24 protein-coding genes and 1 tRNA gene are annotated in these 24,583 nt (G+C 73.1%); 12 read left to right on the plus strand and 13 right to left on the minus strand.

Translation table 11 applies throughout. The annotated features are described in order from the left end of the window. Nucleotides 1-6: 6 nt before the first annotated feature. From priA to IEZ24_RS15795, 7 genes are all read left to right on the plus strand, one after another. A complete protein-coding gene (priA, locus tag IEZ24_RS15765; RefSeq protein WP_129455116.1) occupies nt 7-756 on the plus strand; it encodes a bifunctional 1-(5-phosphoribosyl)-5-((5-phosphoribosylamino)methylideneamino)imidazole-4-carboxamide isomerase/phosphoribosylanthranilate isomerase PriA in 750 nt (249 codons plus the stop codon). After that, the gene (gene hisF, locus IEZ24_RS15770; protein ID WP_129455117.1) at nt 753-1,526 is read left to right on the plus strand and encodes an imidazole glycerol phosphate synthase subunit HisF; all 774 of its coding nucleotides are present in this window, start codon (nt 753-755) and stop codon (nt 1,524-1,526) included. The genes priA and hisF overlap by 4 nt, the downstream gene beginning before the upstream one ends. Before the next feature lie 27 nt (nt 1,527-1,553). Beyond that, on the plus strand, nt 1,554-2,459 hold the full coding sequence (locus IEZ24_RS15775; RefSeq protein WP_129455118.1) for an ABC transporter substrate-binding protein: 906 nt from the start codon (nt 1,554-1,556) through the stop codon (nt 2,457-2,459). Further along, nucleotides 2,459-3,328: an amino acid ABC transporter permease gene (locus IEZ24_RS15780; protein ID WP_129455119.1), complete on the plus strand. Its 870-nt coding sequence runs from the start codon at nt 2,459-2,461 to the stop codon at nt 3,326-3,328. The genes IEZ24_RS15775 and IEZ24_RS15780 overlap by 1 nt, the downstream gene beginning before the upstream one ends. Continuing rightward, nucleotides 3,325-4,059 carry an amino acid ABC transporter ATP-binding protein gene (locus tag IEZ24_RS15785; RefSeq protein WP_129455120.1) on the plus strand — a complete coding sequence of 245 codons (735 nt, stop codon included), beginning with the start codon at nt 3,325-3,327 and terminating at the stop codon, nt 4,057-4,059. Before IEZ24_RS15780 ends, IEZ24_RS15785 begins: the two co-directional genes overlap by 4 nt. Nucleotides 4,060-4,197: 138 nt before the next feature. Continuing rightward, the gene (locus IEZ24_RS15790; RefSeq protein ID WP_129455121.1) at nt 4,198-6,012 is read left to right on the plus strand and encodes an ABC transporter ATP-binding protein; all 1,815 of its coding nucleotides are present in this window, start codon (nt 4,198-4,200) and stop codon (nt 6,010-6,012) included. After that, nucleotides 6,009-7,817 (plus strand): ABC transporter ATP-binding protein, encoded by a 1,809-nt coding sequence (locus IEZ24_RS15795; protein WP_129455122.1) that lies wholly within the window; start codon nt 6,009-6,011, stop codon nt 7,815-7,817. The genes IEZ24_RS15790 and IEZ24_RS15795 overlap by 4 nt, the downstream gene beginning before the upstream one ends. Nucleotides 7,818-7,836: 19 nt before the next feature. On the opposite strand, the gene IEZ24_RS15800 is transcribed toward IEZ24_RS15795, so the two are convergent. Beyond that, nucleotides 7,837-8,271, minus strand: coding sequence for an SsgA family sporulation/cell division regulator (locus IEZ24_RS15800; RefSeq protein WP_165356077.1), 435 nt, complete (start codon nt 8,269-8,271; stop codon nt 7,837-7,839). A gap of 222 nt (nt 8,272-8,493) precedes the next feature. Between IEZ24_RS15800 and IEZ24_RS15805 the strand changes: the two genes are divergently transcribed. From IEZ24_RS15805 to IEZ24_RS15825, 5 genes are all read left to right on the plus strand, one after another. After that, nucleotides 8,494-8,997: a PGPGW domain-containing protein gene (locus IEZ24_RS15805; RefSeq protein ID WP_129455124.1), complete on the plus strand. Its 504-nt coding sequence runs from the start codon at nt 8,494-8,496 to the stop codon at nt 8,995-8,997. Nucleotides 8,998-9,045: 48 nt separating this feature from the next. Then, nucleotides 9,046-9,117: transfer RNA gene (locus tag IEZ24_RS15810), tRNA-Val, on the plus strand. Nucleotides 9,118-9,274: 157 nt separating this feature from the next. After that, a complete protein-coding gene (locus IEZ24_RS15815) occupies nt 9,275-11,908 on the plus strand; it encodes a thrombospondin type 3 repeat-containing protein (RefSeq protein ID WP_129455125.1) in 2,634 nt (877 codons plus the stop codon). An 82-nt stretch (nt 11,909-11,990) separates the two neighbouring features. Next, a complete protein-coding gene (locus IEZ24_RS15820; protein WP_129455126.1) occupies nt 11,991-12,425 on the plus strand; it encodes a hypothetical protein in 435 nt (144 codons plus the stop codon). A gap of 96 nt (nt 12,426-12,521) precedes the next feature. Next, nucleotides 12,522-14,639 carry a M14 family metallopeptidase gene (locus tag IEZ24_RS15825; protein ID WP_129455127.1) on the plus strand — a complete coding sequence of 706 codons (2,118 nt, stop codon included), beginning with the start codon at nt 12,522-12,524 and terminating at the stop codon, nt 14,637-14,639. Nucleotides 14,640-14,656: 17 nt separating this feature from the next. Here the strand turns inward: IEZ24_RS15825 and idi are convergent, their stop codons facing one another. Genes idi through IEZ24_RS15885 form a run of 12 tightly spaced genes read right to left on the minus strand, consistent with a single transcriptional unit; the run spans nt 14,657 to nt 24,580 of the window. Then, entirely contained in the window at nt 14,657-15,268 is a 612-nt protein-coding gene (idi, locus tag IEZ24_RS15830) for an isopentenyl-diphosphate Delta-isomerase (RefSeq protein WP_129455128.1), read from the minus strand. Then, nucleotides 15,265-16,329 carry an NAD(P)/FAD-dependent oxidoreductase gene (locus IEZ24_RS15835; RefSeq protein WP_242498479.1) on the minus strand — a complete coding sequence of 355 codons (1,065 nt, stop codon included), beginning with the start codon at nt 16,327-16,329 and terminating at the stop codon, nt 15,265-15,267. Before IEZ24_RS15835 ends, idi begins: the two co-directional genes overlap by 4 nt. Further along, entirely contained in the window at nt 16,322-16,861 is a 540-nt protein-coding gene (locus tag IEZ24_RS15840) for an isoprenylcysteine carboxyl methyltransferase family protein (RefSeq protein WP_191192871.1), read from the minus strand. The genes IEZ24_RS15835 and IEZ24_RS15840 overlap by 8 nt, the downstream gene beginning before the upstream one ends. Further along, a complete protein-coding gene (locus tag IEZ24_RS15845; RefSeq protein ID WP_129455129.1) occupies nt 16,858-17,913 on the minus strand; it encodes a type III polyketide synthase in 1,056 nt (351 codons plus the stop codon). Before IEZ24_RS15845 ends, IEZ24_RS15840 begins: the two co-directional genes overlap by 4 nt. After that, nucleotides 17,910-19,133 carry a geranylgeranyl reductase family protein gene (locus tag IEZ24_RS15850; protein WP_129455130.1) on the minus strand — a complete coding sequence of 408 codons (1,224 nt, stop codon included), beginning with the start codon at nt 19,131-19,133 and terminating at the stop codon, nt 17,910-17,912. The genes IEZ24_RS15845 and IEZ24_RS15850 overlap by 4 nt, the downstream gene beginning before the upstream one ends. Then, nucleotides 19,130-19,960, minus strand: a complete 831-nt coding sequence (locus IEZ24_RS15855; protein ID WP_129455131.1) for a UbiA family prenyltransferase — start codon at nt 19,958-19,960, stop codon at nt 19,130-19,132. The genes IEZ24_RS15850 and IEZ24_RS15855 overlap by 4 nt, the downstream gene beginning before the upstream one ends. Next, nucleotides 19,957-20,805 (minus strand): phosphatase PAP2 family protein, encoded by an 849-nt coding sequence (locus IEZ24_RS15860; RefSeq protein WP_129455132.1) that lies wholly within the window; start codon nt 20,803-20,805, stop codon nt 19,957-19,959. The genes IEZ24_RS15855 and IEZ24_RS15860 overlap by 4 nt, the downstream gene beginning before the upstream one ends. Continuing rightward, the gene (locus IEZ24_RS15865) at nt 20,802-21,302 is read right to left on the minus strand and encodes a glycosyl-4,4'-diaponeurosporenoate acyltransferase CrtO family protein (protein ID WP_129455133.1); all 501 of its coding nucleotides are present in this window, start codon (nt 21,300-21,302) and stop codon (nt 20,802-20,804) included. The genes IEZ24_RS15860 and IEZ24_RS15865 overlap by 4 nt, the downstream gene beginning before the upstream one ends. Then, the gene (locus IEZ24_RS15870) at nt 21,302-22,504 is read right to left on the minus strand and encodes a glycosyltransferase family 2 protein (RefSeq protein ID WP_129455134.1); all 1,203 of its coding nucleotides are present in this window, start codon (nt 22,502-22,504) and stop codon (nt 21,302-21,304) included. Before IEZ24_RS15870 ends, IEZ24_RS15865 begins: the two co-directional genes overlap by 1 nt. Beyond that, nucleotides 22,501-23,877, minus strand: coding sequence for a cytochrome P450 (locus IEZ24_RS15875; protein WP_129455135.1), 1,377 nt, complete (start codon nt 23,875-23,877; stop codon nt 22,501-22,503). Before IEZ24_RS15875 ends, IEZ24_RS15870 begins: the two co-directional genes overlap by 4 nt. Further along, nucleotides 23,874-24,230, minus strand: a complete 357-nt coding sequence (locus tag IEZ24_RS15880) for a lycopene cyclase domain-containing protein (protein WP_129455136.1) — start codon at nt 24,228-24,230, stop codon at nt 23,874-23,876. Before IEZ24_RS15880 ends, IEZ24_RS15875 begins: the two co-directional genes overlap by 4 nt. Next, nucleotides 24,227-24,580 (minus strand): lycopene cyclase domain-containing protein, encoded by a 354-nt coding sequence (locus tag IEZ24_RS15885; protein WP_207206808.1) that lies wholly within the window; start codon nt 24,578-24,580, stop codon nt 24,227-24,229. The genes IEZ24_RS15880 and IEZ24_RS15885 overlap by 4 nt, the downstream gene beginning before the upstream one ends. Between the last annotated feature and the right edge of the window lie 3 nt (nt 24,581-24,583).

The following is a 24,583-nucleotide window of genomic DNA, read 5'->3' on the forward strand; positions in this document are numbered from 1 at the left end:
CGACCCATGCCCAGCACCCCCGAGCAGCCCTACCTCGAGCTCCTGCCCGCCGTCGACATCAAGGGCGGCCAGGCCGTCCAGCTGGTGCAGGGCGTGGACGGCTCGGAGAAGCGATTCGGTGACCCGGTCGAGGCCGCGCTGCGCTGGCAGGACGCCGGCGCGGAGTGGATCCACCTCGTCGACCTCGACGCGGCGTTCGGGCACGGGCACAACCGCGAGCTCCAGGCGCGGATCGTCGGCACGCTCGACATCCAGGTCGAGATGAGCGGCGGCATCCGCGACGACGAGTCGCTCGAGGCCGCGATGGCCACCGGCTGCCGCCGCGTCAACATCGGCACGGCCGCGCTCGAGCAGCCCGAGTGGTGCGCGAAGGCGATCGCGACGTACGGCGACCGCGTGGCGGTCGGCCTCGACGTGCGCGGCACGACCCTCGCGGCGCGCGGCTGGACCCGCGAGGGCGGCGACCTCTACCAGACGCTCGCCCGCCTCGACTCCGAGGGATGCGCGCGCTACGTCGTCACCGACGTCAACAAGGACGGCATGCTCCAGGGCCCGAACCTCCAGCTCCTGCGCGACGTGTGCGCGGCGACCGACAAGCCCGTCGTCGCCAGCGGCGGCGTCACCACCCTCGACGACATCCGGGCCCTCATGACCCTCGTCGACGAGGGCGTCGAGGGGGCCATCGCCGGCACCGCGCTCTACGAGGGTCGCTTCACACTCGAGGACGCGCTCGCCCTGACGAGGCCGGCGACGTGAGCCTCGCCGTCCGGGTCATCCCGTGCCTCGACGTCGACGGCGGCCGCGTCGTCAAGGGCGTCAACTTCACCGAGCTCCGCGACGCCGGTGACCCGGTCGAGCTGGCCCGCCTCTACGACGCCGAGGGCGCCGACGAGCTGACCTTCCTCGACATCTCCGCGTCCCACGAGGGCCGCGCCACCACGATGGAGGTGGTGAGCCGGTGTGCCGAGGAGGTCTTCATCCCGCTCACCGTCGGCGGCGGGGTCGGCAGCGTCGAGGACGTCGACCGGCTGCTGCGAGCGGGTGCCGACAAGATCGCGGTCAACACCGCGGCGATCCACCGCCCCGAGCTGGTCGCCGAGATCGCCGACCGCTTCGGCAACCAGGTGCTGGTGCTCAGCGTCGACGCGCGGCGCACCCGCCCGGACCAGCAGCGCACCGACAGCGGCTTCGAGGTCACCACCCACGGCGGCCGCCAGAGCGCGGGGCTCGACGCGATCGAGTGGGCCGTACGGGCCGCCGAGCTCGGTGCCGGCGAGATCCTGCTCAACGCGATGGACGCCGACGGCACCACCGACGGCTTCGACCTCGAGCTCATCCGTGCCGTGCGCCGCGAGGTGAGCATCCCCGTCATCGCCAGCGGGGGAGCGGGTGCCGTCGAGCACTTCCCGCCCGCGGTGGAGGCCGGCGCCGACGCCGTGCTGGCCGCGACCGTCTTCCACTTCGGCACCCTCACCATCGGCGACGTCAAGGCCGCTCTGTCCGCGGCCGGTCACCCGGTCCGCTGAGGCGGGGCGGGGTCGTAGGATTCCGCCATGCTGAAGACCTCCCGGCGCGCCGCGAAGCGCCCGCTCGCCGTCGCCGCCCTCGCGGCCGCCACGCTCGCGCTCACCGCCTGCGCACCGACCGACGAGGCCGACAGCGCCGACGACACCTCGAGCGAGACGTCCTCGGAGACGCCCGCCGCCGAGGAGTGCACGCCCGACACGATGGAGACCGTCGCCGACGGCACGCTCACCATCGCCACCGACGACCCGGCCTACGAGCCGTGGTTCGTCGACAACGACCCGACCAACGGCGAGGGCTACGAGTCCGCCGTGGCCTACGCGATCGCCGAGCAGCTCGGCTACACCGCCGAGCAGGTCACCTGGGTCAAGGTGCCCTTCAACAAGGTCGTCCAGCCCGGCCCCAAGGACTTCGACTTCGACATCAACCAGGTCTCCATCACCGAGGCCCGCCGCAAGGCCGTCGACTTCTCCTCCGGCTACTACGACGTCGTCCAGACCGTCATCACCAACGCCGGCAGCTCGATCGACGGTGCCACCAGCGTCGCCGACCTCGCCGACGCCAAGCTGGGCGCGCAGGTCGGCACCACGAGCTACACCGCCATCACCGAGCAGATCCGGCCGTCGGAGGACCCGGCCGTCTTCGACACCAACGACCAGGCGGTCCAGGCCCTCAAGAACGGCCAGATCGACGGCATCGTCGTCGACCTCCCGACGGCCTACTTCATGACCGCCGTCCAGCTGGACGACGGCGTGATCGTCGGCCAGCTGCCGCTCCCGGAGGGTGAGACCGAGCAGTTCGGTGCCGTCCTGGGCAAGGACAGCCCGCTCACCGACTGCGTCTCCAGGGCCGTCGACACGCTCCGCGAGGACGGCGTGCTCGACCAGATCGGCCAGGAGTGGCTGGCCCAGCAGGGCGCGCCCGAGCTGTCCTGATGACCCACCAGCTCGCCCCACAGGCGGACTGGCAGCCTTCCGACGTCCAGCGCGAGCGCGACGAGTGGCGACGCCGCCGTACGGTGCGCAGCGCGGCGATCGCCGCCGTCAGCACCCTGCTCCTGCTCGGCACCCTCGGCGGCGCGGTGGTCAGCTCGCCGGGCTGGGAGCGGGTGCGGGAGACCTACTTCGACTGGGACAAGGCGGTCTCGTCGTTCCCGGCCGTGGTCGACGGGCTCTGGCTCAACATCCGGGTCATGGTGGTCTGCTGGCTGCTGATCCTGGTGCTCAGCCTGACCGTCGCGATCGTGCGTACGCTCCGGGGTCCCGTCGCCTTCCCGCTGCGGATGCTCGGCACGGCCTACGTCGACGTCTTCCGTGGCCTCCCGCTGCTGCTCGTGATCTTCCTCCTCGGCTTCGGCGGTCCGGCGCTGAGCCTCCAGGGCCTGCCGACGTCACCGCTGTTCTGGGGCGGCGCCGCGCTGGTGCTCTCCTACTCCGCCTACGTCGCCGAGGTGTTCCGCGCCGGCATCGAGTCGGTGCACCCGAGCCAGCGCCTCGCCGGCCGGTCCCTCGGGCTGTCCTACGGGCAGACGCTGCGCCACGTCGTGCTGCCGCAGGCCTGGCGTCGCGTCATCCCGCCGCTGATGAACGACCTCGTGTCGCTCCAGAAGGACTCCGGCCTCATCGCCGTGCTCGGGGTGAGCGACGCCATCCGGAGGGCCCAGATCGAGACGGCCCTGGACTTCAACTACACGCCCTACGTCGTCGCGGGCGTGCTGTTCTGCTGCCTGACCATCCCGATGGCGCGACTCACCGACCGCTACGCCCGCAAGAAGGGCTACCACGGCGCAGGAGGCCACCTGTGAGCGAGCTGCTGAGGCTGGAAGGCGTCCGCAAGTCCTTCGGCGACAACGTCGTCCTGCGCGACGTCGACCTCGCCGTCGAGCCCGGGCAGTGCGTGGTGCTCATCGGTGCGTCCGGCTCCGGCAAGTCGACCCTGCTGCGCTGCGTCAACCTCCTCGAGGTCGTCGACGACGGCGTCATCACCTTCGACGGGCGCGACATCACCGACCCGAGGGTGGACGGCGACGAGGTCCGCGCGCGGATGGGGATGGTCTTCCAGGCCTACAACCTGTTCCCGCACCTCGACGTCATCGGCAACGTCACGCTCGCGCTGCGGCTGGTGCACGGCGTGGGCGCCGACGAGGCCCGTACGAGGGGGCTGGCGATGCTCGACCGGGTCGGGCTCGCCGAGAAGGCCCGGGCCCGCCCCGACGACCTGTCCGGAGGCCAGCAGCAGCGCGTCGCCATCGCTCGCGCCCTCGTGGCCAACCCGCGGCTGATGCTGCTCGACGAGGTGACCAGCGCGCTCGACCCCGAGCTGGTGGGGGAGGTGCTCGACCTGCTCGGCGAGCTCAAGGCCGAGGGCGTCACCATGCTGCTCAACACCCACGAGATGGGGTTCGCGCGCGACGTCGCCGACCAGGTGTGCTTCCTCCACGACGGCCGGATCCACGAGCAGGGCCCGCCCGGCCAGGTGATCGACGACCCGCAGCAGGAGCGCACCCGCGCCTTCCTCTCCCGGATCCGGGTATGAGCGCACTTCGGGAGGTATTCGATTCGTCCGCTGTCGGTGCCGAGGAATAGCCTGACCCGGTTGGTTGGTTGCGCTCGGCAACCGACGAGCGGGTCGGCGGACGAGACGGACTGAGATGCGAGGGGGCGGGCGACACCTGTGGGCGAGGAAGCGGAGCCGCGGGGCACCACCACACTCGACGGCTTCCGCGTCCTGTGGGTCGGCGTCAAGCGCGAGCCCAAGGTGTTCACGGTCGCGACGCTCGGCGCCGTCCTGTTCGGCGTGCTCACCGTGGCCGACGCGTGGGTGCTCGGCTGGTCCACCGAGCACGTCCTGATCCCGGCCTTCGACAACGGCGAGATCGGCACCGACATGCTGGTCTGGGTCTTCGCGCTGTTCATGGCCGTCGCCATCCTGCGCGCGGTCGGCATCGTCGCCCGGCGCCTCGGCGGCGGCATCATGTACTACCGCATGCAGTCCCACACCCGCCGGGCCGTCACCAGGCAGTACCTCTCCCTGCCGATGGAGTGGCACCAGCGCCACCCGACCGGCCAGCTGCTGTCCAACGCCTACTCCGACGTCGAGGCCGCGTGGTCGCCGATCATGCCGCTGCCGATGGCGCTCGGCACCGTCGTGATGATGGTCATCGCCGTCGTCCAGATGTTCGTCGCCGACACCGTCCTCGCGCTGGTCGGGCTGCTGGTCTTCCCGGCCGTCGTCGTGGCCAACCTGCTCTACCAGCACTACTCCTCGCCCCTGATGACCCGCGCCCAGGGCCTGCGCGCCGAGGTCAGCGAGATCGCCCACGAGTCCTTCGACGGCGCCATGGTCGTCAAGACCCTCGGTCGCGAGACCGAGGAGACCGACCGGTTCGGTGCCAAGGCCCGCGAGCTGCGCGACGTCAACATCCGCGCCGGTCGCATCCGCGCCGTCTTCGACCCGGCCCTGGCCAGCCTCCCGGGGCTGGGTGTCCTGGTCGTGCTCGCGGTCGGCGTCTCGCGCGTCACCAGCGGTGCGACCGACGCGGGCGACGTCGTCACCGTCGCCTACCTCCTCACGATCGTCTCCTTCCCGATCCGCGCCATCGGCTGGCTGCTCGGTGAGTTCCCGCGCTCCGTGGTCGGCTACCGCCGCGCCAAGGCCGTGCTCGACGCGCAGGGGTCGATGGAGTGGGGAGACGCCGAGCTGCCCCGCACCGACGAGGGCGCCCTGCTCGAGGTCGAGGACCTCCACTACTCCTACGACGCCGACGCGCCCCTGCTGCGCGGCGTCGACTTCGACGTACGCCCCGGGCGCACCGTCGCGCTCGTCGGTGCGACCGCGTCGGGCAAGAGCACCCTGACCAGCCTGCTGACCCGCCTGGTCGACCCCGACTCCGGCACGGTCCGCGTCGACGGTCGCGACGTGACCCGGCTGCGCAAGGGCGAGCTCTCGAGGAGCGTCTCGCTGGTGCCGCAGACCGCCTTCATGTTCGACGACACCGTGCGCGACAACGTCACGCTGGGGGCCGACGTCTCCGACGAGGAGGTGTGGGCGGCCCTGCGCACCGCCCAGGCCGACGGCTTCGTCGCGGCCCTGCCCGGCGGCCTCGACTCGCTGCTCGGCGAGCGCGGCACGTCCCTCTCCGGCGGTCAGCGACAGCGGCTCTCCCTGGCCCGCGCGCTGGTCCGGCGGCCCCGGCTGCTGATCCTCGACGACGCCACGTCCGCCGTGGACCCGGAGGTCGAGGCGCGCATCCTGGCCTCGCTGCGCGACGACGTCGACGGGTCCGCCGCGTCGCTGGTGGTCGTGGCCTACCGCAAGGCCACGATCTCGCTGGCCGACGAGGTGGTTCACCTCGACGACGGCCGGATCGTGGGCCGTGGCACCCACGCCGAGCTGCTGGCCACCAGTCCCGCCTACGCCCAGCTCGTCAACGCCTACGAGGTCGACGCAGCGACGCCTGTCGCCGACGCAGAGGGGACGAAGCGATGAGCACGACCGCTCCCACCTCCGGCACCAAGATGGACTCCGGCGAGGAGATCGGCGCCTGGGCCACCATCCGCCTCGGCATGAAGTACTCCCCGGAGCTGCGCGACGGCCTCGGCTGGACCCTCGTCCTGGCGGTCGTCGCCTCCTGCGGGCAGATCGTGGTGCCGATCGCGGTCCAGCAGACCCTCGACAAGGGGCTCAACGGTCCGGGCGGACCTCGCTTCGACTACGTCGCCTGGATGGGGGTGCTGGCCGCCCTAGCCATCGTGGTCACCAGCGTCGCGTCCTACGCCATGACGAGCCGGCTCTTCACCACCTCCGAGCACGGTCTCGCCACGCTGCGCACCAAGGCCTTCCGCCACGTGCACGACCTGCCGCTGCTCACGCAGAACACCGAGCGTCGCGGAGCCCTGGTCTCGCGCGTCACCTCCGACGTCGACCAGGTGAGCCAGTTCCTGGTGTTCGGTGGCCTGATCTTCGTGGTGAGCATCGGGCAGATGCTGGTCGCGACCGTGCTGATGCTGGTCTACAGCTGGGAGCTCGCCCTGGTCGTCTGGCTCTGCTTCGCCCCGCTCTTCCTGTCGATCCGCTGGTTCCAGAAGAAGCTCTCGGCCGCCTACACCGTCGTACGCCAGCAGGTGGGCGTGCTGCTGGGCGCCATCTCCGAGCCCGTGGTCGGCGCCGCCGTGGTCCGCACCTACGGCGTCGAGGACCGCACCCAGCACCGCATCGACACCGCGATCTCCGACTGGCAGAACGCCTACACCCACGCCCAGACCTACACCGTCACGTCGTTCTCGCTCGGCGGCCTCTCGGCCGGCCTGGCCAACGCCGGCGTCATCATCGTCGGCATCCTGCTCGGCTTCACCTCCGACATGACCCCGGGACGGGTGCTGGCCTTCGCGTTCCTCGTCACGCTGTTCGTGGGTCCGGTGCAGATGGGCACCCAGATCCTCACCGACGCCCAGAACGCCATCGCGAGCTGGCGGCGCGTCCTCGGCATCCTCGAGACGCCCGCCGACCTGATCGACCCCGGCCCCGAGGGCGAGACGCTGCCCCGCGGCCCCATCGACGTGCGCTTCGACCGGGTGACCTTCGCCTACCCCGCCGGCCCGCCCGTGCTGCGCGACATCGACCTCACCATCGAGGCCGGCACCCGGGTGGCGATCGTCGGGGAGACCGGGTCCGGCAAGTCCACCTTCGCCAAGCTGCTCACCCGCCTCATGGACCCCACCGCGGGATCGGTGCTGCTCGACGGCATCGACGTACGCCGCATCGACGCACGCTCGCTGCGGCGCAGCGTGGTGCTGGTGCCGCAGGAGGGGTTCCTCTTCGACGACACGATCACGGCCAACGTGCGCTACGGCAGGCTCGAGGCGACCGAGGACGAGATCCGCGCCTCGGCGGTCGAGCTCGGCATCGACGACTGGCTGGCCGGCCTCCCACGCGGGCTGCACACCCAGGTCGGCCAGCGCGGTGAGTCGCTCTCGGCCGGTGAGCGCCAGCTCGTCGCGCTGCTGCGCGCCCATCTCGCCGACCCGGACCTGCTGGTGCTCGACGAGGCGACGAGCGCGGTCGACCCGGCGCTGGAGATGCAGATCGGTCGCGCGCTCGAGCGACTCATGCAGTCGCGCACGTCGGTGACCATCGCCCACCGGCTCTCGACGGCGGAGAGTGCCGACGAGGTGATCGTGGTCGACAAGGGCCGGGTCGTGCAGCGTGGCCCGCACCACGAGCTGGTCGGGCAGGCGGGCACCGTCTACGCAGGTCTCCACGCGAGCTGGGTGGCCCAGCACTCACGCGCCTGAGGCGCTGCCGACCCTCCGGTCAGGAGGCGAGGAGCTGGCTGATGAGCAGGTCGGCGTCGAAGGCGTCCGACTCGGCGCCGGGGGCCACCACCGCGGCGGTGCGGGTGATGAAGTCGCTGACGTCGCCGGCGCGGGCCATCAGGACCAGGTGTCCGTCGGGGGAGCTGAGCTCGATGGCGACCATGGCACGACCGCTCAGGCCGATGGCGGGGGAGACGTGCACGTCGCCGTCGCCGGCGGGGGCCTCGGTGCCGCGGATGAGCAGGTCCCGACCGAAGGTCCAGACCAGGTCGCCGTCGGAGGTCACGAACGTCATCGCGACCGCGAAGGGGTCGGAGCCGGCGTAGCTGAGGACGGTGTCGATCTCGTGGCGGATCCCGCGGTCGTCCATGCACTCGACGGTGATGTCCAATGCCACGTCGGACAGGGTGTGCCCGCTTCCGGACAGATTCATCGAGAGCTCCTTCTCCTCGCCCGGGGCACTGGGTCCCCGAGTTGCGTTGCTCATGAGACGGCATCGGGGGTCGAGCGTGATGCGGAACGGCAAAAATTCACCCGAACCGGTCCAGACCGGATCTTGAGGCCGACTCATGTCGAACTTGACGGTATCCCGCGGTTTCGCCTGTCACGAACTCGCCGGTGCGAGCTCGCTGGTGCGGCCCGATAGGTTCTTTCCATGACGGGGGCAGCCAAGCGCATCGGTCTCGAGATCCTGGGGTGGACCCTTCTGCTCCTCGGCGTGGCAGCGATCTTCCTCCCCGGGCCCGGCCTGCTGGGGATCTTCGCGGGTCTCGCGCTGCTCTCCCAGCAGTACGACTGGGCGGAGAAGCGGGTCGAGCCGGTCCGGCTGCGCGCGATGCTCGGTGCCGCCGAAGGAGTCGAGACCTGGCCGCGGATCATCGCCTCCTGCCTGGGGGCCGTGCTCCTGGCCGCGTGCGGTGTGCTCTGGATCATCAAGCCGCCCGCTCCCGGGTGGTGGCCGGTCTCGGAGGCGTGGTGGCTGCCCGGCGGAATCTGGACCGGCATCACCCAGGTCGCGTCGGCCTTCATCGCCGTCGGCCTCATCATCTACAGCTACCGCCGCTTCCACGGCCACCCGGAGAAGGCCGAGGAGCTGCGCCGCGAGATCAAGGGCGACCGCTCGGCCGGCGACCGCCGCGGCGTCGGCGCCGATTCCTGACCCGATTCCGGTTCGGGCCCGACCATGGGATACCGTTCTGCCGAGCTCGGGCGATTGGCGCAGTGGTAGCGCGCTTCGTTCACACCGAAGAGGTCACTGGTTCGAACCCAGTATCGCCCACCGAGATCCTGCAGGTGAGAGGCCGGTTTCCACGCGGGAGCCGGCCTCTTGTGCGATCCGACCGGCCCCGACTGCCGGGCCCGCGTAACGCAGGCCACACCGTCGCGTTGATCCTTCAGCCGCCCGACACCCACGGGCGCCTCGAAAGGAACGACCGTTGCGCAGACTCTCGACCCTCGTGCTCGCCCCACTCCTGGCGAGCGCCTCGCTGGCCGCCCCAGCGACCATCTCGACGGCTCCCGCCCAGGCCAGCCCGGCCGACGACTACGTCGGCCCCTACTTCGGCGACGGCAACCTGCCGCCCGGCTGCATCAAGGACATGAGCCGGGACAACCCGGACAACATCTGCTTCCACGGCAAGCTGGGGCTCAACGCCCTGGACTCCCCCCAGGTGGACGTCGCCATCCTCGTCCCGGCCTCGCCGACCGCCGAGCGGGACATGCGGATCATGCGCCAGGCGGTGAAGTCGTGGGAGGGCGGCATCGACTACCTCTCCGACGAGATGGGCCTGGACTGGCTCGAGGAGGGCGTCGACTTCCACGTCACCGTCGACGAGATCGACCTCACCGGCGACAACGGCGGCGAGCTGACGACGTACCCCCTGGTCGACCCCGAGATCGTGGTGATCGCCACCAACCCCGTCGGCGGCATCGGCATCGGGGTGGACCCGGTGTACCTCGGCGCGGAGCTGGGCATCGTCGACGAGGACGGCGTCCCCTGCACCAACATCGAGAACCCGTTCGACATGGAGGCCTGGGAGATGATCCCGGGCTTCAACTCCCACCACGAGACGCGTGGCGGCACCTACGTCGAGGACTGTGGCGGCCAGGGTGGCAACGTCTGCTTCTCGGTCAACGGCGCCATCGACCCCGTCCCCGGCAGGACCGACGTCTTCTCGCTCTACGACCTGGTGCTGCACGAGACCGGCCACTGCCTGACCCTGGGCCACGTCGGCGACGGCGCCGAGGGCGAGTGGGGCCCCGTCCCCACGACCGACATCATGGCCTACAGCGCCGACCCGGCCGGCCAGAACAAGTGCGTCTCGACGCTCAACGTCGAGGCCTTCGCCACCCGGATGAGCAACTACCTCGACGTCGACGGCGACGGCCAGGTGACCGAGGCGGACCGGCTCGAGCCCAACGACGTGTCAGGTGACGGAGCGAACCCCTTCCAGGTCCAGCACCCCGACGACCACCTCTACGCCTCCTCGACCGGCTCGGTGTGGGACTGCCCGCAACCCGACCTCGGTCTCGTCCCGGGCGACCCGGTGGACTTCTCACCTGAGCCGGCCGAGACGAGCACTCCGTCACTGACCGTCAGCACGCCGGCGCACGGGGCCGAGACGGCGGACGGTCAGGTGCAGGTCGCCGGCACCGTCGAGCGGCTGGCCACGGACGCCGAGCCGACGTCGACGAGCGTCGCGCACGACGACGGGCTCGGCGACTCGTTGAGCCCGGTCACGGACATCTCGCACCTCCAGGTCGAGGTCACCGACCTCGACGTGGTCGCCACGGTGAAGGTGGAGGAGCTGTGGCCCGACGGTGTCCCCGGAGCCGCGAAGTACGGCGTGAGCATCGACGGGCGCGAGATCGAGTCGACGGTGCCCGACCCGAGGACCCCGGGCGACGTGGTGACGTACGACCACTCCATGGAGACCTACCTGCCCAGCGACTGGTCGGAGTGGGACGCAGCGGCCGGCACGGTCACCTTCCGCATCCCCCGCAGCTACCTCGCCTCCGCGAAGGTCACTGCTCCGTACGACGTCTTCGCGCTGACGAGCTACCGCTCGCCGTCCCACATGTGGACCCTCGTGGCCGACGACCGGGCACCGGACAGGGGCGGCATCGGCGTCGCGGCACCTGCCGGAGCGCAGGGCGCGGCCGGCACCGGCTCGTCCACGGAGGGCGGCAGCGGCACCACGAGCGGCAGCAGCCTCCTCAACCCCGTCGTCCTGGAACGCCCCGGTGGCAACACCTTCATGGTCACCGACAGCACGCTCGGCGCCACCGGTGGACCGGGGCACACGTTCAGCCTGCCCGTCCCGGAGACCAGCACGGTCGAGCTGCTGATGTCGTGGCCGGACGCCAGCGACCTCGACATGAGGGTGACCGGTGCCGCGTCGGGATCGGCGGCCACCGCCGGACAGCCCGAGCGGCTCGTCCTCGAGGACGTGCAGGGGACCCTGGAGATCGCGGTCGACCCCTACCTCGTCGTCGGAGTGCCGTCGACGACGTACACGCTCCAGGCCACCATCGTGCCCAGCGGCCCGGTGGACGGTGAGACCCCGGTCGACACCGATGGCGACGGGGTCGCCGACGGCGACGACGCGTGCCCGGACGTGCCGGCGGCCGGGACCAGCGGCTGTCCGGTGCCCTCTGACGAGACGGTGACGGTCTACGTCGACGGCGTCGAGGTGGGCAGCCAGGACGTCGAGTCCAGCAACGGGCCGGACGCGTTCGCGATCGATGTCACGGTGCCCGCCGGGTCGCACGAGGTGAGGACCGTCTGGACCCAGGACGACGAGGTCCTGGCGACGGACGTGCGCACCGTCGTCCACACGGCACCCGGGACCGACCGCGACGGCGACGGTGTCGCCGACGCCGGCGACAACTGCGTCCGGCAGCCCAACCCCGGCCAGGCCGACCTGGACGGGGACGCACAGGGTGATGCGTGCGACAGCGACATCGACGGCGACGGGCACTCCAACGCCAAGGAGAGGCAGCACGGCACGGACCCCTTCGACGCGGCGTCGTACCCCCGCAAGAAGGGCGACACCGGCCTCGTCCGGTGACCAGGCTGGGCGGTGGGCCGATCCGTGGGGCCGGTCCACCGTCCGCACCAGCAGCTGCGACCCTCGTCAGGAGGCAGGTCCCGTGACGTCACAGTCCCTCAGCGGTCGGCGCTGGGCGGTCGCGGCTGCGCTCGCAGTGGCGGTGGCGCTGGTCTCGCTCGCCGCAGCGTCAGCGCGGTCGGACCAGCGCACGACGACTGCCGGCGCGCAGGCGTCCGACACGTCCGTCGACGCCCAGGCCCTGGTGCACGCCGAGGTGGCGTGCGACCTCACGGGCAAGGCCCGGCAGGCGACCGGAGCCACGGAGGTGAGGGAGCGGGTGCGCTACGCGGCAGCGGTGCTGCTGCTCGACCAGGCGATCATCGAGTCGGCGCGTGCCGCACGGGCCGACACCCGCCTGGTCGCCCTCGACGCCGCGCTGCAGGCGGCCCACACAGCCGGCCACGAAGGCGACCACGACACCTGGCAGCGCGCCCTGCGCTCGGCCGACGCCGAGTGCGGGGCCGTGCTCGGCTGAAGCACGACAGCTCACGCCGTCACGTGACCTGGCGGCCGCTGGGCCGTTGAGCGTGCATGCGGCGAGGACCGCCGCCCACACCCCCGGAGGATCCCCATGCGACGTCACCACCTCTCGCAGCGACAGGCGATTGCCGCGGCGCTGTCCGTGTTCGCGCTCGGCGCCACCGCGCTCAGCGTCCCCTCGCCGGCCCAGGGCACCGCACTACCGGTCACGGACGTGTTCGCGCCCAGACTGGTCACCGTCGACACCCCGACGCGGGCGGACAAGGCTCGCCTCCAGGGGCTGGGCCTCGACCTGACCGAGCACGCCGGCCACGACTACGTCGAGGTCGTGCTGCACACGCCCGCCGACGTGGACGCGCTGCGCGCCGCCGGCTTCACCTGGGACGTACGCATCGCCGACCTGCTGCGTCGTGAGGCCGAGATCAACCGGCTCGACGACCTCTTCGCCGCCACCCGGCTGCGCACCGCGCTGCCGTCCGGCCGCGACGCGTACCGGAGCCTGGCCGACTACAACGCCGAGATGAGGTCGCTCGCCGAGGCGAACCCGGGCCTGGTCAAGCTGCTCACCCTCCCCGAGAAGACGCTCGACGGGAGGACCGTCCTCGGCGTGGAGATCGCCAAGGACGTCACGGCACGCGACGGGCGTCCGACGTTCGCCATGTTCGGGCTCCACCACGCCCGCGAGTGGCCCTCGGGCGAGCACGCGATGGAGTTCGCGGTGGACCTCGTCAAGGGCGCGCGCTCGGGTGACCCGAGGATCAGCGGGCTCCTCGAGCGCGGCCGCATGGTGGTCGTGCCCGTGGTCAACCCCGACGGCTTCCACCTGTCCTTCACCGACGGCCAGCTCGTCGACCTGCGGGAGGTGGACGGCGGCGGCACCGCGACGATCCTGGGGACTCCCGGCAACGCCTACAAGCGCAAGAACTGCCGGGTGGTCGACGGGCAGGACACGCCTGACGGCACCTGCGCCGCGTTCAGCCTCACCAGCCCCGGCGGCTACCTCGTCGGCACCGACCTCAACCGCAACTACGGCGGCCTGTGGGGTGGTCCCGGCGCCTCCGACCTGTTCGCCGACCCGACCTACCGCGGCGCCGAGCCGTTCTCGGAGCCGGAGACGCGCAACGTGCGCGAGCTCATCTCCTCCCGGCAGGTCACGATGATGATCTCCAACCACACCTTCTCCAACCTGGTGCTGCGGCCCAACGGCGTGAACCCGACCACCATCGGACCCGACGGCCTGCCGGTCGGCGACGCTCCCGACGAGGAGGCGATGAAGCAGGTGGGCGCGAGGATGACCGCACAGAACGGCTACGCCAACATCCACGGCTGGGAGCTCTACGACACCACCGGCACCACGGAGGACTGGTCCTACAACGCCACCGGCGGCTACGGGTACACCTTCGAGATCGGCCCCGACGAGTTCCACCCGCCGTTCGCCCAGGTCGTCGACGAGTACCTCGGCGCCGGGGCGTACGCCGGCAAGGGCAACCGCGAGGCCTACCTCGTCGCCTTCGAGGAGGCGGTCAGCCGCGCCAGCCACGCCGTGATCTCGGGCAAGGCCCCGGCCGGCGCCACGCTGCGCCTGCGCAAGCAGTTCTCCACCCCGACGTGGAGCCCGGAGAACGACTTCACCGACTCGCTCGAGAGCACGATGGTGACCAGCGGCAAGACCTTCAGCTGGGACGTCAACCAGTCGACCCGTCCGGCGGTGCAGGCGCGGCTCGTCAAGCTCCTCGCCGAGGAGCCGACCCGCAGCGAGACCTGGAGCGGCACCGCCGCCCCGGCCTCGTCCGTGGACCACGAGCTCGTCGTGACCGAGACCGACCAGGAGATCCTGCAGGTCGACCTCGACTGGCCGACGCCGGACGACCTGGACCTCGAGGTCTACCGCGAGAACCCCGACGGCTCGCTCACCCAGGTGGGCAGCTCGGGCAACTTCGTCGGTGAGAAGGAGAAGACGACGATCAGTGCGCCCACCCCCGGCACGTACGTCCTCCGCGTCATCAACTTCGCATCCGTCAGCCCGACCTACACGCTGACCGCGGGCCTCTACGACGCGACCGAGCAGACGACCGCGCCGCTGGTCGAGGCGTGGACGCTCACGTGCGAGAAGGACGGCCGGGTCCTGGAGACCGTGCCGGTCGTCGTCGAGCGCGGCCAGCAGGTCAGCATCGACCTCAAGGAGTGCAGCCGCCTCTGGAACCGCTGAGCGCCTGTCCCTGACGCCTACGTCAGGGGCGAGGCCGGCCGTGCCGCCGGGGGCAGCTCGCCCTCGGCGGCAGCCGGCGCCGCGGCCGGGTCGGCGGGGAGCTGGGCCACCTGCTCGCGGCACCACACCGACACCGGCCGGGTGCCGTCCAGCACGCCGCGGCGGAACTCCTCCCACGGCTCCCACCGGGTCGCGCCGACCTCGTCCGGGTCGGGGCGTACGTCGCCCTCCGCCGTGCCGACGAAGACGGGGCACATCTCGTTCTCCACGACCCCGTCCTGCTCGGCGCGGTAGCGGAACCGCGGCAGCACCAGCCGCAGGTCTGCCACGGTCGTGCCGAGCTCCTGCTCGACCCGGCGGCGCACGGCGTCGGCCAGCGCCTCACCCGGACCGGGGTGGCCGCAGCAGCTGTTGGTCCACACCCCCGGGAAGGTCCGCTTGTGCAGGGCCCTCTGGGTGACGAGCACCCGGCCGGCGCCGTCGAAGAGGTAGCAGGAGAAGGCGAGGTGGAGCGGCGTGTCGCCGTGGTGCACCCCGGCCTTGTCGGCGGTGCCGACGGCGCTGCCGTCCTCGTCGAGCAGCACCACCAGCTCGTCCGGTGGGGGATCGTTCGGGCGGGTGTCGGTCATGCGGGCCTCCCCACGGGTCGGGCGAGCTGGTTGACGGCGGTGTCGAAGACCCACGGCAGCCGGGCCGCCGCGGGGACGAGCCTGCGACGCACGGGCCCGACCGCGGTGGCGCGCAGGAGCGCGTGGGTGAGGAGCTCGTGGCGCAGGCCGAGCCGGCGCGCCAGTCGGTCGTATCGCTCGGGGCGTCCGTCGGCGAGGCAGTCGACGGCGACGCGCGCCTGCGCCAGGCCCAGTGCGAGCCCCTCGCCGGTCAGGGCGTCCACGTAGCCACCGGCGTCCCCGACGAGCAGGACCCGGCCGGCCGACCGCGACCGGGCGCGCTGGCGCAGAGGTCCCGCGCCCATCACCCGGGTGCGGGTGCCGGTCAGGCGCTCCTGCAGCAGCGGGAAGTCGTCGAGGAGGTCGTCGAAGCGCGATCCGGCCTCGGCCAGCACCGCCACGCCGACGAGGTCGTCGTCGACCGGGGTCACGTAGGCCTCGGCACGTGGCGACCAGTGCACCTCGACGTACGACGTCCACGGCGCCTGCTGCACGTGGCAGCGCAGCCCGAAGCGGCGACGTGCGGTGACAGGGGCGTCGAGTCCCACGAGGCGTCGTACGGGGGAGTGCAGCCCGTCGGCGGCGACGAGGTGGCGCGCCGGCTCACCGTCGACGAGCAGGTGGTCCCCGGCGTCGACGACGGCGGCCACGGGCCGGGGGTCGACGGGGATGCCGGCGGTGGCGACCTGCTCCGCGAGTGCCTCGTGGAGCACGGTGCGGCGTACGCCCCGCCCGGGGCCGCGGGCGAAGCCGGCTGTCGCCTCCCGGCCGTCGCCGGAGCCGTCGAGGTAGCGGATCCCGGCCAGCTCTCGTCCTCGCGGGTGCACGCCGAGCGCGGCGAGCTCGGCCACGGCCCCCGGCATGAGTCCCTCGCCGCAGGCCTTGTCGATCGGCCCGGTCCGCGGCTCGCGCACCACGACCGACAGGCCCGCGCGGTGGGCGTGCAGCGCCACGGCGAGGCCGACCGGGCCGCCGCCGGCCACCACCACGTCACGCAGCTCGTCACGCACCCCGTCACGCACCGGCGGGCTCCTCGGTCGGAAGCGTGGCCAGCGCCGCGTCCTCGACCCGGATGCGTACGACGAGCAGCGCGGCGTTGAGGACCGTGAACACCAGCGCCGTGATCCAGGCGGCGTGCACCAGCGGGAGCGCAACGCCCTCGACGACGACCGCGACGTAGTTGGGGTGGCGCAGGAGGCGGTAGGGCCCGGAACGGACGGGCGGCATGCCGGGCACCACGATCACGCGGGTGTTCCAGCGCCTCCCGAGCGTGGCGATGCACCACCAGCGCAGGGCCTGCGAGGCGATGACGAGCGCGAGCATCGACCAGGCGAGCAGGGAGGGCACCTGCGGCTGCCGGATCCACGCCTCGGCGAGCGCGCCGACCAGCAGCGCCGTGTGCAGCACGACCATGAACGGGAAGTGGCCCAGGCCGTGCTCGACCCCGCCGCGCTCCATGCTCCAGCGTGCGTTGCGGGTGGACACCACGAGCTCGGCGACCCGCTCGAGTCCGACGAGCGCGACGAGGACGGTGAACGCCACCAGCCCGGTCACGACGCCGCCCGCAGGAGCACGAGCTCGGAGCAGAAGCCCGGACCCATCGCCATCAGCACGCCGTGGCTGCCCGGCGTCGGAGGCCGCTCGCGCAGCGTGTCCTCCAGGACGTGCAGCACCGACACCGAGGAGAGGTTGCCGACCCGGGCGAGCGACTCCCAGGTCAGCCGGACCGCTTCGCGCGGCACCTCCAGGGCCTCCTCGAGGGCCTCGATGACCTTGGGGCCGCCGGGGTGGCAGACCCACCAGCCGATGTCGGCGCGGGTCAGGTCGTGGTCGGCGAGGAACGCGTCGACGTCGCCGCGCACGAAGCGGCCCACCAGCGTCGGCACCTCGGCGTCGAGCACGATGCGCAGGCCGTTGCCGGTCACGTCGAAGCCCATCGTGCGCTCGCTGTCGGGGTAGAGCCGGCTGCGCGAGTCGAGGACCTCCACCGGTCCGGGACGCCCGGACGAGCCGGTCGCGACGACGGCTGCCGCGCCGTCGCCGAAGAGCCCGCTCGCGACCAGGTTGGGCACGGAGGCGTCGTCGCGCTGCACCGTCAGCGAGCACAGCTCCACCGCGACCAGCACCGCCGTGTGCCCGGGGTGGCCGAGGAGGTAGTCGTGCACCCGGGCGATGCCGGCCGCGCCCGCGACGCAGCCGAGCCCGACGAGCGGCATGCGGCGTACGTCCTCGCGCAGGCCGACCTGGGCGGCGATGCGGGCGTCGAGCGAGGGCACGGCCAGTCCGGTCACCGTGGCGGTGACCACCAGGTCGACGTCGGACGGGGTGAGGTCGGCGGCCTTGAGGGCGTCGACGAGCGCACGCGACCCCAGCTCCACGGCGTGCTCGATGAACAGGTCGTTGGCGTGCCCGAAGTCGCCCAGGCCGGCGTACTCCGCCAGGGGCAGGACGGTGTGGCGTCGCTCGACGCCCGCGTTGGCATGGAAGCGGCGCAGCATCGACCGGTCGAGGCTGCGCTCGGAGATGAACTCCGCGAACGCCTCGGTGATCTCGGCCTGCGGGTAGGAGTGCGACGGCAGTGCGCCTCGAACTGCGAGGATCCTCATGTCAGCCACCTCTGGTCTGGGTGTCGGGTGCGTGCTCGGGGCGGGTGGGGTCGGGCCATGCTGCGGATCAGTCCGCCGGCCAGGCGGGCGTCGATGCGGCCGTCGCCGAGGCCGAGCTCGACGAGGGCGTCGAAGGCGTGGCGGTCGCGTCCCGCCGCGCGGATGCCGGCGTCGACGATGCGGGGGGAGCGGGACAGGCGCGAGGCGGCCCACGTGTGGCGCAGGTGGGTCCCGAGCAGGTCACGGACGACCTTACGGTGCTGGGCCCCGGCGTCGCCCGGGCGGCCGGCGGCCACCGCGCGCGCCGCGGTGCGGCCGGCGGCGATGCCGGTCGCCACGGCGTAGTAGATGCCCTCGCCGGTCATCGGGTTGACCAGCCCTGCTGCGTCGCCGGCCAGCAGGACCGGCCCGTCCGGCTGGTCCCAGCGCCACGTGCTCAGCGGGAGGTGGTGGCCGCGCCAGTCACCGCCCGTACGGGCGGCGCCGGGGACGAGCTCCTCGAGCTGCTCGAGGAGGAGCCGGCGGCTCGGTGTTCCCGCCCCGCCGCGCTCGCCGGGCAGCAGCTCGCCGTAGCCGACGTTGGCCAGTCCGTCGCCGCGGTCGAAGGCCCAGGCGTACGACGGCTGGCGGCGGGTCCCGTAGCGGATGACCTGCCGGCCGGCCATCTCCGGCGTCGTGGGTGCGTAACCGCGGATCGCGATCGCGCGTGGCTCGCGTCGCCGGCCCAGCAGGGCGGTGCGTACGAGCGAGTGTGCCCCGTCGGCGCCCACGAGCACGTCCGCCGAGACCTGGCCGGAGACCACGGGGACGCCGGGAGGGCGCGGCGCGTGGAGGTTGGCCAGCGACGTGACCCGGTGGGTGCGCAGGACCGCGCCGGCCGCGACAGCGCGCTCGACGAGCCGGGCGTCGAGCACGGCGCGTGGCACCACGTGCACCTCGCGGCGCATCGGACCGCTGACGGTGACGTCACCGTGGGACAGCTCGAGGTCGCGCAGCGGGGTCCAGTCCGCGACGACGTCGGCGGCGCCGACCGGCGCGAGCGCGTCGAGCACGTGCGGGGCGATGCCGTCCCCGCACGACTTGTCGCGCGGGAACTCGCTGCGGTCGAGGAGCAGCACCCGCAGCCCCGGGTCCTCCGCGAGCGCCCCGAGCGCGGCCGACGACCCGGCCGGGCCGGCGCCGACGACGACCACGTCCCAGTGCTCGAGCGCGCGGCTCATCGGGCCACCACCAGCAGCAGGGCGTCGACCAGGGCGACGCCGACCGCCGCGACGAACGGTGCGCGTCCCCGGCCGGCGACGACCACGGTGCCGAGCCCGAGCACCACGACGGCGGCGCCGACGGTCACCGCGAGCGGCGGCGCGGCACCGAGCAGGACCACCGCCGACGCCGCGACCAGGACCACGGCCGCGACGGGCGCGATGCGGCGCGGCCCCAGCCGGTGCGGGAGCCCTCGGACTCCCGTGGCGGCGTCGTCGGCGAGGTCGGGCAGCACGTTGAGCAGGTGGGCACCGACGCCCAGGAGGGCGGCGCCGAGCGGCCACCACCACGGCGGGGCCTGGCCGTCGGCGAGGGTGACCACGGCGGTGAGGCCGCCGAAGGAGACGGCGTAGGGCAGCCACGACCAGACGGTCGCCTTGAGCCCGAGGTTGTAGGCCCACGCGGAGGCCACGCAGGCGAGGTGGACCAGCCCGGCGGCCGTGCCGAGCGCCAGCGACAGCCCGACGCAGGCCAGGACGGCCAGCGCGCACGCGGCGCGCACGACGGCGACGGGAGCGCCGTCGACGGCGAGCGGCTTGTCCGTACGCCCGGCCGCGCGGTCGCGGGCGCGGTCCACGAGGTCGTTGCTCCACCCCACGGTGAGCTGCCCCGCCAGCACCGCGGCCACCAGCAGGGCGGACGTCGCCGGAGGCAGGCCCTGGGCGAGCGCGAGCAGGCCGGCGAGGACGGTCACCGCCAGCGCGGGACCGGGGTGCGAGGCCGCCACGAGGGTGCGTACGACGGACGGCGCAGGGCGTGCGGCGAGCGCGGAGCCGGGACTGCTCATGTCGCGCCTCCCGGTCGCTCGGCCGGCTCCCGCACCCGGCGACCGACCGGGCGGGCCGTCGCGACGCCGAGGGTGGCGACGAACCACCCGGCGAGGACGTCGACGACGTAGTGCTCGCCGGTGTGGACGAGGGTGAGCGCCATCGCCAGGGCGTAGGCCACCAGGAGGACCCGCACGAGGTGCGACACCGAGGGCCAGAGGAACGCGGCCGCGAGGAAGGCGGCGCCGGCGTGCAGGGACGGCATCGCCGCGACCGGGTTGCTCCCGGCCTGGCCGAGCTCCACGAGCCGACCGATCGCGTCGAGCCCCATCGCCTCCCAGCCGACGTGCGAGATGCGGTCGACGGCGCCGATGGCGCCTCGCTCGGCGGCCAGCCACGGGGGAGCGGCGGGATAGGCGAGGTAGCCGGCGATCCCGACGAGCGACATGGTCAGGACCGCGGTGAGCCACTTGGCGAACCGCTCGCGCACGCGGAACCACACCACCGCCGTGATGAGCGGGATGGTGACGAAGTGGGTGACGTAGACCAGCGCCGCCAGGGCGTCGTACCACTGGGGCGAGCCGTCGATGAGGCGGGCCTGGAGCCAGACGCTGGGGACGGTCCCGAACAGCGCCTGGTCGCCGCGCGCGGGCCCGAGCACGTGGAGCCCGGCGCCGAGACGGTTGGTGTCGGACCCGTCGCCGAGGCCGAGCGGCGCGGTGATCCACTGCGCCACCCAGTAGGCGACCAGGATCGCGCTGAGCGGGGACCACGCGATGAGGAGCTGGGCGACGGGACCGTGCCGCGACGGCTGGTCGTCGGCGTCGGCGTCGGCCTGCGAGCGCGAGGTCGCCACGCTGGTCATGCGTGGCTCCGTCGGCGTGACAGCCGCTCGAGCAGCGCCTGGGTGCGGAACCGGTTGTAGCGCTGGATGGCGATGAAGGGCAGGTTGACCAGCACGCCGTAGGACACCAGCAGGGCGGCGGCCAGCGGCGGGTTCCAGAGGAGGAAGAGCGGGCTGCACCACAGCGCCCACCAGTGCGCGAGCTCGGCCCGTCGGGTCTCCCTCACGAAGACCCGGAGCCCTTCGGTGTCGGGGGCGGGGAGCTCGCGCTTGCTGACGCCGCCGTCGAAGAGCGCGCCCGCCTCGGGGAGCCGGTCCTTCCAGCGGTGGATGCGCAGCCTGCGGCGGTACCAGTGACCGCCGGCCTCGAAGCGGCGCGTCCGCAGCCCCCAGCCGTCGCGGGCCAGGCGGTCGTCGCCGAGGCGGTGGGCGGCGTAGCCCGTCGCCGCGTGGAAGACGCCCCACGCGAGGACGTCGACCACGATCGTGACGGTCTGCGGCATGACCAGCCGGAGCATCAGCCCACCCCCTCCGGCGACCCGCGGTCGGCGAGCGAGACGTCGCGACCGCGCCAGGGCACGGAGCGGCGTACGGCGGTGAGCGCGAGCGAGCGGGCGAAGACCACGTCGAAGGCCAGCAGGGTGAGCGGGAACAGCGCCCACGCCCACCACCGGAACGACCCCGTGCGGCGCAGCACCCAGTGCAGCTGGAGGGCGATGCCGACGTAGGCGAGCGCCCACAGCACGGGACTGCCGGCGACGAGCGAGCCGCCGCGGCCGGCGAGCGCGGTGCCGAGCGACGCGAGAGCCCCGACTGCGACCGCGTGGTGCGCGCTGATCCACGCGACGGTCGCCGCGCTCGCCGACGGGGCGGCGGCGGACGCCCCGGAGGCGATGTTCTTGGTCCAGCCCGCCGCGAGCTGCCGCAGCCCGCCGGGATAGCTGCGCATCCGTACGGCGTCGCCGCCGACGGCGCACCACACCGGCAGGCCGGCGCGGTGGTAGGCCGCCGCCAGCGCCGCGTCGTCGAGGATGTCCGCGCGGACGGCTGCGTGGCCGCCGGCCGCCGAGTGGTCGGCGCGGGAGGTCAGCAGGCAGGGACCGAACGCCATCGGAGCACTGTCGCCGGGATACGCGGGACGGTCCGTGCCTGCGCTGCGGGTGAACGCGCCGCTGGCGATCACCGCGACGACGTTGAAGTAGGCCGACAGCTGCTCGTAGGGGCGCACGACGACGTGGTGCGGCTGCACCGAGACCAGCCCGCCGTGGCGTGCGTGGGCGTCGAGCAGGCCGACCAGCGCCCCGGGGGCGAGGACGGTGTCGGCGTCGAGGAAGAGGAGCAGGTCACCCGTGGTCGCGTCGGCGCCGGCCTGGCAGGCCCACGCCTTGCCGGTCCAGCCCGGGGGCGGGGTGCCGGCGGTCAGGACCCGGGCACCGCCCGCCCGTGCGACCTCGGCGGTCGCGTCCTGCGAGGCGTCGTCGACGACGAGGACCTCGGTGACGGCCGGGCCCTGGGCGCGCACGGAGTCCAGCAGGAGGGGCAGCGTCCGCTCCTCGTCGCGGGCCGGCACGACCACCGACACCGACGGCTGGCGCCGAGCCGGGTCGGCCGAGGTCGGACGAGGGAGCGTACGGAGGTCGGCCACCAGCCGCTGGGCGCACGCCGCCGCGACGACCAGCAGCACGGCGATCACGAGGTCGACCACGACGTCGGCGGTCATCGCGCACCCAGCCGTCGTACGACGAGGGGCATCCCGCCGCGGGGGTGGACCGCGACCTTGGCCTCGGCGACCGGGCGGTCCCACCCGGTCGGGACGTCGATGCGGTGCTCGCGCAGCAGCTCGGCGAGCACGACGACCATCTCGCCGAGGGCGAACTCGCGTCCGATGCACAGCCGCGGCCCCTGGCCGAAGGGCAGGTAGCCGGTGCGCGCGGTGCCGTCGACGAACCGCTCGGGGCGGAAGGACTCCGGGTCGGGCCACAGGTCCGGACGGCGGTGGACCAGCCATGGGCTGATGATCGCCAGCGTGCCGGCGGGCACCGCCCGGCCGCCCAGGACGTCGTCGCGGTGCGAGCGGCGCGAGATCGCCCAGGCAGGCGGGTAGAGCCGCAGCGCCTCGTCGACGACCGCGCGGGTCCACGGCAGCCGGTCGCGGTTGCCGACGAGCGGGACCGGTCCGGGACGGCTGTCGAGCTCGGCGCGGACCCGGTCCTGGGCGTCGGGGTGCTCGGCGAGCAGCATGAGGGTCCACGCGAGGGCGGCGGCGACGGTCTCGTGGCCGGCGATGACCATCGTGACGAGCTCGTCGCGGACCTCACCGTCGTGCATCCCGCTGTCGAGGAGCAGGCCGAGGAGGTCGTCGCCTCGGCCGGCGTCGCGGGCGCGACGCTCCGCGATGATGGCCGCGGCGCCCGCGTCGAGCCGACGGCGCGCCGAGCGCAGCCGCAGGTTGGTCCGGGTGGGGGTCCACTCGGCTCGCGGCAGGATCGAGCGTCCGAGCCGGACCACGAGGTCGGCAGCGTCGCTCGTCGCCCGGAGCAGGTCCTGTGCCTGGTCGGAGAGGTCGGTGCTGAAGAGCGCGCGCCCCACGGCGTCGAGGCCGATGGCGTGCGTCAGCGCGGCCACGTCGACGACCTCCCCGCCCACGACCCGGCGCGGGGCCGGGCCGCCGAGCCGGGCGTCGATCGCCGTCCGGGCGGCGGCGCGCACCTCGTCGCCGACGGCTTCGAGGCGCTGGTGGTGGAAGGCAGGCGCCGCGAGCCGCCGGTGCTCGATCCAGCCCGGCTCGGCCGACGCCAGGAGGCCGGGACCGGTGACCCGCGCGAGGGCGGCGTACTGGACGGTGTCCTTGCCCCAGCTGCGGGCGGATGTCTGGAGCACGTGCTTGACGTCGACGGGGTCGTTGATCAGGAGCGCGGGCGCGCCCGGGACCGGGAACGACACGGTGTCGCCGTAGCGTTCGGCGACTTCGCCGAGGAAGGTCAGCGGGTCGGCGCGGACCGACCGGAAGGCGCGGGCCATGTCCCAGGACGTGGGGCCGGGCACTCCCACGTCGGTGGGCTGCATCGCCTGCAGGCGGGTCGCGACGCTCACGCCCCCACCTCGTCCCCGGCGCGGTCACGGAAGGCCGGTCGGCGTCCGAGCCAGGTCCACGCCACGCAGCTGCACAGCACGAGCCCGAAGCCGAACATCAGGTCCTCGACCGGGGCGAAGACGAGGCGACCGTCGCCGAGGAAGCGGATCTCGCCGCTGCCGAGGATGGCGTCACCGGAGTAGCGCACGATGCCGCGGCCGGTGAGCCAGCCGTTGGTGAGCAGCTGGAAGAACACGATGATCGCGTAGGCCGACCACCAGTCCCGGGTCGAGGTGACCCGGGTGCGTGCCACCCAGCGGTCCAGCACGAGGGCGAGGACCACGCAGGCGACGCCGATGGCGGTGTAGGTCACCGGGCCTCCTGCCTGCGTCTCGCCACGCCGGGCCGCACGCCGCGGCGGGCCGCGCGTACGCCCTCGAGGGTCAGCACGGACACGAGGGGGATGACGACGAAGAAGCCGATCTCCTCCAGCGGGAGCCCGGCGACGCGCCACGGCAGGGTCTGCCCCTCGTCGAACCACCAGTGGCCGACCTCGGTCGCCCACAGGTCCCAGAGCAGGAAGGGCGTCCCCGCCAGCGCGATCGTCAGCAGCAGCCGTCCGGGCTGGCGCAGCACGCGCAGGCGGAACGCCGGCACCAGCGGCAACGTGCCGGCCAGGCAGAACGCCAGCATGGCGACGTAGGACCAGTGCGGAAGGCTCACGAG

The sequence above is a fragment of the Nocardioides ganghwensis genome, assembly GCF_014779655.1.
Classification (GTDB): Bacteria; Actinomycetota; Actinomycetes; order Propionibacteriales; family Nocardioidaceae; genus Nocardioides; species Nocardioides ganghwensis.